This window comes from Dietzia sp. CW19 (assembly GCF_014145265.1).
Taxonomy (GTDB): domain Bacteria; phylum Actinomycetota; class Actinomycetes; order Mycobacteriales; family Mycobacteriaceae; genus Dietzia; species Dietzia natronolimnaea.
In genome coordinates this window covers 1-7,359 of record NZ_JAALEE010000363.1, presented here as the reverse complement: position 1 = coordinate 7,359, position 7,359 = coordinate 1, and the positions used below count along the sequence as shown (strand labels likewise).

Sequence of the window (7,359 nt, the reverse complement as noted above, 5' to 3'; positions counted from 1 at the left end):
GCTGCTCGCGGATGCGCGCCGGGCCGCCGAGCAGCGTGACGCCGTGGTCCTGCCGCGGCGGCTGACCGCGGGTGAGGTGGTGGCCATGGCGACCGATCCCGACGCGTTCACCGATCGCCTCCGCCGACCGGTGCCGTTCCGGCCCGACCGCTTCGCCCGTCGCGGAACGCGGTTCCACCTGTGGCTGGAACACCGCTTCGGGGCCACCCACCTGCTGGACATCGACGATCTCCCCGGCGCCGGGGACCATGGCGCGGTCGACGGTGTGTCGGAGTCGGACCTCACGGCGTTGCAGCAGGCCTTCGAATCGTCGCGATGGGCCCGACAGACACCCGAGGCGGTGGAGGTGCCGTTCGAGGTCGGACTCGGGGAGCATCTGCTGCGTGGCCGCATGGACGCGGTGTTCGCGGACGGGGACGACTGGATCGTCGTCGACTGGAAGACCGGGCGGGTCCCTGGCCCCGGGGAGATGCCCGCGGTCTCGCTCCAGTTGGCGGTCTACCGCTACGCGTGGGCGAGAGTCCTCTCCGCCAGGCTCGGACGACCGGTCGAACTCCACAGGGTCCGGGCCGCCTTCCACTACGTCCGCGCCGGGAGGACCGTCGAACCGGCCGATCTCCCCGACGCGGAGGAGCTGCTCCGACTCCTCTCCACCGGACCGGGGAGAGGCCGGTTGTTGTCCGACGGTGACCGATAGGCCACGATGGTCCCGGTGACCCCGATGATCGACGGCGGTCCCGTCCCGGAACGGAGCTGCCGATGGTGAGGAAGCGCGCACTCGCGTCCCGTGTCCGCAGCAGCGACCCCTTGGACGAGAGCCCCGACCACATCCTCGTGGGCGTGGTGAGCATCCCCGCGAACGCCGAGAGCCCGTGGCGGCTCATCGGCAAGCGCGTCCTGATGGCCGTGCTCACGCTGGCCCTGGCGGCCCTCGTGGTGTATCTCGATCAGGAGGGGTATGAAGGCGGCGGTGGGGCCGACGGCCGGATCACGGTCGTCGACGCCTTCTACTACGCCACCGTCTCCCTCTCGACCACGGGTTACGGGGACATCTCCCCGATCACCCAGCAGGCGCGGCTGCTGAACGCCATTCTGATCACGCCGCTGCGCGTGCTCTTCCTGATCCTGCTCGTCGGTACCACCCTGTCGGTGCTCACCGAGCAGTCCCGTCAGGCCCTCAGGATCCAGCGTTGGAGGAACCTCGTGCGTAACCACACCGTCGTCGTCGGCTACGGCACCAAGGGAAGGTCGGCCGTCGCGGCGATGCTCGCCGACGAGATCGCCCCCGACGACATCGTCGTGGTCGACACCGACCCCCAGGCACTCAGGTCCGCGGCCGCCCGCGGACTGGTCACCGTCCAGGGCTCGGCCACCCGGTCGGACGTCCTCAAGCTCGCGGGCGTCACCCGCGCCGCGGCCGTGGTGGTGGCGACCAACTCCGACGACACCGCGGTGCTGGTCACGCTGACCGCGCGCGAGCTGGCACCCAACGCCAAGATCGTCGCCACCGTTCGTGAGTCGGATAACAAGCATCTGCTGAAGCAGTCGGGCGCGGACTCCGTGGTGGTCTCCGCCGAGACGGCCGGGCGCCTGCTCGGCCTGGCGACCATCACCCCGACCGTCGTGGGGATGATGGAGGACCTGCTGACCCCCGACGAGGGGTTCTCCATCGCCGAACGGCGCGTGGAGGAGTCCGAGGTCGGCGGCTCGCCGCGCCATCTGGCCGAGCTCGTCCTGGGAGTGGTCCGCAAGGGTCAGCTGATCAAGGTCAACGAACCCGAGGCGGACGCCCTGGAGACCGGGGACCGCCTGCTCTACATCAAGATGGTCTCGGGCTGAGACCAGGGCCGGCGACGCGGGCGGTCCGGGTGGCCGCGGCGTCCGCCGGGCTGGCACGCTGACCGCTCCCTCAAGATCTGCGAGAAGGAACCCCGACCATGCCGCTGGACTTCAGCCTCGACTCCGACCCCGTGCTGTCCGTCGCCGCGCCCGACCGGGCCGCGCCGCTCAGGCAGGACGTCGACGGTCTGTCGCGGGGATGGGCCACCGCGCGGGTGCTGCGGGTCGACCGCCGCAACCGGTTCGCCACGGACCCGGCGGCCGGGGGCCGTCGACGCATCCGGTTGGAACCCGCGTCGGACCACGCCGAGGAGCTGCCGGAGACCGCGGTGTTCCTCGGGCGTACCGACGAGGGGCGCCACATCTGGGCCCTGCCCGTGGAGGAGCTGCCCGATGACCCGGCGGTGGCGTCACTCCGGGTGACCGGAGCGGACCTGGTCGAGGGCGACGGCTCACTGGCCTCGCAGGCCCTCGCCCTGCTCGGCTGGCACCGGGACACCGTGCTGGGCCGGGAACCGCAGCACCATCCGCGCCGCGTGGACGCGGGCTGGGCCATCGAGGACCCGTTCCACGGAGGACCCGAGTACCCACGCACGGACCCGGCCGTGATCTGCCTGGTCCACGACGGTGGGCGCCGGGTGCTCCTGGCACGTCAACCGGTCTGGCCGGCCGGGATGTACTCCCACGTCGCCGGATTCGTGGAGGCGGGGGAGTCCCTGGAGGGTTGTGTCCGGCGCGAGGTGAAGGAGGAGGTCGGCGTGGAGGTCGACCGGGTCCGCTACCTCGGCAGCCAACCCTGGCCGTTCCCCCGCTCACTGATGGTGGGTTTCCACGCGGTCGGGGACCCGGACGCGCCGATCGTGCTCGAGGACGAGGAGATCAGTGAGGCCGCCTGGTTCGACGTCGACGAGGTCCGCGCCGCGCTCGACGGACGGGGCGACCTCATGGTGGCCCCACCGGTATCGATCGCCCACGTGATGCTCCGGTCGTGGGTCGCCGCGGTGGACCGTTAGGCGTCCGCGAGCTCGGCGAGCTTGGCCCTCACCTGGGAGGCCGGGGGGTTGGTGGCGGTGGTGCCGTCCGAGTACAGCGCCGTCGGGACGACGCGGTTGCCGCCGTTGACGCTCTCGACGAACGCCGCGGCCTCGGCGTCGGCGTCCACGTCGATCTCCGTGTAACCGATCTCCTTCTCGTCCAGCAGCTTCTTGAGCCGGGTACAGAAGGGGCACCACGTGGTGGTGTAGAGGGTCAGGGCCTCGGCATCGTTCGTGAGATCGCTCATGACGGGGTCCAACGCTCGGAGACCGGGGAATCATCCCGGGGGAGGCCCACGGCGATGTGTCGGGGCCGGATGCCACCATGGTGGCGTGGATGACGTGCGGCGTGACCGGGACTCGGCCCTCGACGGACTGGACCCCCAGCAGCGGCGGGCAGTCCTGGCGCCCCGCGGACCCGTCTGCATCCTCGCGGGCGCGGGGACCGGCAAGACGCGCACCATCACCCGGCGCATCGCCCACCTGGTGACCACCGGACACGTCCGTGGGGACCAGGTCCTGGCCGTCACGTTCACCGCCCGCGCGGCAGGGGAACTGCGCATGCGGCTCGCCGGGCTGGGCGTGGCGGACGCGGGGACGGGGCCGGTCCAGGCGCGGACCTTCCACTCGGCGGCCCTGCGCAACCTCTCCTACTTCTGGCCGCGGGTCTACGGCGAGGAACCCTGGCAGCTGCTCGACGGACAGTTCCGGGCGGTCGCGCAGGCGGTCCGCCGGGTGGGGCTGGATCCCTCGACGGAGACGATCCGGGACGTCCTCACCGAGATCGGCTGGGCCAAGTCCAGTCTGCTCACCCCCGACACGTACGCCGAGCGGGCGGTCGCACTCAGTCGTGACCTCCCGGCCCCCGCCCCGGAGGTGGCGCGGGCGTTCCGGGCGTACGAGGATCTCAAGGTGTCGGGCCCGGTCCGCATGCTCGACTTCGACGATCTGCTGGGACACATGGCGGAACTGGTGGAGGAGGTCCCGGCGATCGCGGAGGAGTTCCGGGACCGCTACCGGTGCTTCGTGGTGGACGAGTTCCAGGACGTCACCCCCGCCCAGCAGCGCCTGCTGTCGGCCTGGCTCGGTCGGCGCGACGACCTCACCGTGGTGGGCGACGTCAACCAGACCATCTACTCCTTCGCCGGGGCCGATCCGGACTATCTGCTCGGATTCGCCGAGCGCTACCCGGAGGCGACCGTCGTCCGCCTGGAGTCGGACTACCGGTCCACCCCGCAGGTGGTCGACCTGGCCAACGCGGTGATCGGGGCCGGCGCGGGGCGGTTCCGATCAGCCGGTCTCACCCTCCGGGGAATGCGTCCGGCGGGGCCCGACCCCGTCCTCACCGAGTATCCGGACGAGGACGCGGAGGCGGAGGCGGTCGCCGGGGCGATCGCCGATCTGGTCCACGGTGGGCTCGACCCCTCGGAGGTCGCGGTCCTCTACCGCGTCAACGCGCAGTCGGAGCGCATCGAGGCCGCGCTGGACGAGGTGGGGATCGGTTATCGGCTCAAGGGTGGGGAGGGCTTCTTCGACCGGACGGTGATCAGGCGCGCGATGTCGGCGATCGACAGACTGGTCGACGGCACCGACGAGGCGGTCACGGAGGAGCACTCCGCGCTCACCGACCCCACCGACGTCGCGCGGGTGATCCGGGCGTCACTGGAACCGTTGGGTCTCACGGCCGCCGAGCCGTCGGGCGCCCAGGCCCGGGAGAAGTGGGAGTCGCTGACCGCGCTGATGGGCCTCGTGGAGGAGATCGCCACCACCGAGGACCGCCCCGGACTACTCCCGGTGGTCGCCGGTCTGAGAGCCCGCGCCGCCGCGAGGCACGCCCCTGACCAGCGCGGGGTGACCCTGGCGTCGTTCCACGCCGCCAAGGGGCTCGAATGGGATGCGGTGTTCCTCCTCGGGGTGCACGAGGGCAGCCTGCCCATCAGTCACGCGATCAAGGCCGGGCCGGACGCCATCGAGGAGGAGCGGCGACTGCTGTACGTGGGGGTCACCCGGGCACGGGAGCACCTGTCCGTCTCGTGGAGCCGCAGCCGACGGGCCGGGGGCCGCGCCACTCGCCGTCCCAGCCGTTTCCTCGACCCGGTCCGCCCGGCACCGGCGCCCGGGGGAAGCCGCCAGACGTCCGACTCCCCGGACAAGGGGCGTTGTCGCGGATGCGGGGAGCGGCTCACCGGGCCGATGCACCGGGCGCTGGGATCGTGCCCCGACTGCTCGGTGGAGGTCGACACCGGGTTGTTCGAGCGGCTGCGCGACTGGCGCAGGGAGACGTCGGAACGCATCGGCAAACCCGCGTACACGGTGTTCACCAACGACACTCTCGTGCAGATCGCCCGCGAGCGTCCCGCGGACACCCGGGCGCTCGGGCGCATCGGCGGGATCGGGGCGCACAAGCTCGGCGAGTACGGGGACGATGTCCTCCGCCTGGTCAGGGAGGGCTGATCCCGGCCGGTCCGGAGTGGCTCACTCCTCGTCGGGGAAGATCTCCGGCATCCAGCGATGGACGATCTGCCGGTACGGGGCGGTCGCCTCGAGCTGGCACAGCATGCCCACCGAGGCCGAGAGCACTCGGTGGATGAGGACGTATTCGCGGGGAAGCGTGAAGGACCGCGAGGTCCGGAACTCACGGCCGGAGACGTCCCCGTACACCGCCATGATCCCCTGCATCCACTTGCGGTCGAAGTGGAACTCGGGCTTGCGCATCGGCTCGATGAAGGGCCCGAGGAAGGCCATCGCGTCCGCGGGGTCCAACCCGCCCCGGCCCACGTACCCGGAGCGCGTCATGAGGGCGAGCAGCTCCTCGGACTCCCCGGCCAGCGCGAGCCGCATCATCGAGGTGAGAACCGCGGGCATGCCGTCCGGTAGCGGGAGTGACGCCCCGAAGTCCAGCACCACCATCCGACCGTCGTCCGCGAGGAGGAAGTTGCCGGGGTGCGGGTCGCCGTGCATCATCCGCGCGCGGGCGGGGGAACAGAACTGGAACTCCGCCAGCAGTCCACCGGCCCGGTCGCGCTCCTCCTGGGTCCCGCTCGCGGCGATCCGGCCGAGCGTGCGGCCCTCGGCCCACTCGGTGACCAGGACCTTCGGGGCGGAGGCGAGCACGGCGGGGACGCGGATCAGCGGGTCGTCGCGGAACGCGGCGGCGAACACCCGCTGCGTGTCGGCCTCCCCCCGGTAGTCCAGTTCGGCCACGGCGCTGTCGTACAACTCGTCGATGACCCCTTTGACGTCGGTGCCGGGGTTGAGGGGCCGCAGGAGCGGGGAGAGACGTCGGAGCTGACGGAGGTCCGAGCGCAACGCCTCGTCGGCCCCGGGGTACTGGATCTTCACCGCCACCTCCCGACCGTCCGACCAGACCGCGCGGTGCACCTGCCCGATCGAGGCCGCGGCGGCCGCGGAGGTGTTGAACTCGGCGAACCGCTCCCGCCACCGCAGGCCGAGTTGGGTGTCGAGGACCTGCTCGACCTCGGCGGGGGGCAGCGGCGGAGCCTCGGCCTGGAGCTTGGTGAGCGCCTCGCGGAACGGGCCCGCGTACTTGTCGGGCATCCCGGCCTCGAACACGCTGAGAGCCTGACCCACCTTCATCGCCCCGCCCTTGAGCTCTCCGAGCACGGCGAAGACCTGTTCGGCCGCCTGGTCGGCCAGCTCCTCGGTCAGTACGCCCTCGCCCCTGCCCAGAGCTCGACGTCCCAGCGACCCGGCGGCTCGTCCGGCGATTCCCAGGGGCAGGCCTGCGAGGCGCGCTGCTCGGCGGGATGAGGTGCGGGGGAGATCGGCCACGCCTCCAATCATGACAGAGGATGCCGATATGTCGCCGCGCCGCAGGTACAGCGATCGGAGGACGGCCATTCGAGCCTTCTCCACAGCCCCTCGGCGGGATTGATCTCGACGGACGCCCCGATGGTCTGGAGTGGGCGGTCGGCCTCACGGCTGGCGGAGACCTCGGCGAGGACCAGGGCGGCTGCCGCCGTGAGCGCGGGCACTCCGGCTGAGGGGGATCGGCCGACGAGCTGGGCGGCGACGAACGGCCACCGCAGGTCACGTCCGGCGCGGAACAGGTCCACGCACCGCAGACACGGACTCGCCCCGGGGATCACGGTGGGCCCCACCACCACCCGGCCGTCGCGGGCGTACACGTGGAGATGCACCTGACCGGAGCGGGTGAGGGCGGAGGCCACCACCGGATCCACCGCGATCGACCCGGTCAGGATCACCAGGTCCGGTGTCGGGCCGCGGCGGGTCCAGGGCGGACGGTCGCGGTCGAAGGCCAGTCCCGGGTCGGGACCGGTCGTGACCCGGGAGCCGTTGACCGACAGCGGTCCACGCAGCACCTCTGACAGCTGGCCCCTCCCGAGGATGTGGACCTGTCGGACGGCGGTCGGTCGCGGGGTGGGCACCGGCTCCGGTGCGGCGACGTCCGGGCCGGTGAGCCGGACGTGGCCGAGCTCGGCCAGGCGGGCCAGGATCCTGGCGA

General features: G+C 71.9%; 7 protein-coding genes. 4 read left to right on the top strand and 3 right to left on the bottom strand.

Features of this window, described 5'->3' with window-relative positions; all coding sequences use genetic code 11:
- From G6021_RS11200 to nudC, 3 genes are all read left to right on the top strand, one after another.
- Window positions 1-697: PD-(D/E)XK nuclease family protein (locus G6021_RS11200; protein ID WP_182641305.1), on the top strand; the 697-nt coding region annotated here is incomplete at its 5' end.
- Between the two features lie 62 nt (window positions 698-759).
- Complete coding sequence (locus G6021_RS11195) at window positions 760-1,839, top strand: potassium channel family protein (protein WP_179524802.1); 1,080 nt, start codon at window positions 760-762, stop codon at window positions 1,837-1,839.
- Between the two features lie 98 nt (window positions 1,840-1,937).
- Complete coding sequence (nudC, locus tag G6021_RS11190; RefSeq protein WP_182641304.1) at window positions 1,938-2,852, top strand: NAD(+) diphosphatase; 915 nt, start codon at window positions 1,938-1,940, stop codon at window positions 2,850-2,852.
- Here nudC and G6021_RS11185 read toward each other — a convergent pair.
- The gene (locus tag G6021_RS11185) at window positions 2,849-3,121 is read right to left on the bottom strand and encodes a mycoredoxin (protein ID WP_179524804.1); all 273 of its coding nucleotides are present in this window, start codon (window positions 3,119-3,121) and stop codon (window positions 2,849-2,851) included. The two genes, nudC and G6021_RS11185, sit on opposite strands and share 4 nt — an antisense overlap.
- An 85-nt stretch (window positions 3,122-3,206) precedes the next feature.
- On the opposite strand from G6021_RS11185, the gene G6021_RS11180 reads away from it, so the two are divergent.
- Window positions 3,207-5,327: an ATP-dependent DNA helicase UvrD2 gene (locus G6021_RS11180; RefSeq protein ID WP_338404176.1), complete on the top strand. Its 2,121-nt coding sequence runs from the start codon at window positions 3,207-3,209 to the stop codon at window positions 5,325-5,327.
- A 21-nt stretch (window positions 5,328-5,348) separates the two neighbouring features.
- On the opposite strand, the gene G6021_RS11175 is transcribed toward G6021_RS11180, so the two are convergent.
- Both G6021_RS11175 and G6021_RS11170 read right to left on the bottom strand, forming a co-directional pair.
- On the bottom strand, window positions 5,349-6,665 hold the full coding sequence (locus G6021_RS11175) for an AarF/ABC1/UbiB kinase family protein (RefSeq protein ID WP_179524805.1): 1,317 nt from the start codon (window positions 6,663-6,665) through the stop codon (window positions 5,349-5,351).
- Window positions 6,666-6,673: 8 nt separating this feature from the next.
- A partial coding sequence (locus G6021_RS11170; protein WP_182641303.1) for a hypothetical protein occupies window positions 6,674-7,359 on the bottom strand: 686 nt, incomplete at its 5' end.

Excerpts from the sequence above, each read along its gene's own strand:
- nudC (WP_182641304.1), top strand. The coding sequence starts at position 1,938 with ATGCCGCTGGACTTCAGCCTCGACTCCGACCCCGTGCTGTCCGTCGCC.
- G6021_RS11195 (WP_179524802.1), top strand. The coding sequence starts at position 760 with ATGGTGAGGAAGCGCGCACTCGCGTCCCGTGTCCGCAGCAGCGACCCC.
- G6021_RS11185 (WP_179524804.1), bottom strand. The coding sequence starts at position 3,121 with ATGAGCGATCTCACGAACGATGCCGAGGCCCTGACCCTCTACACCACC.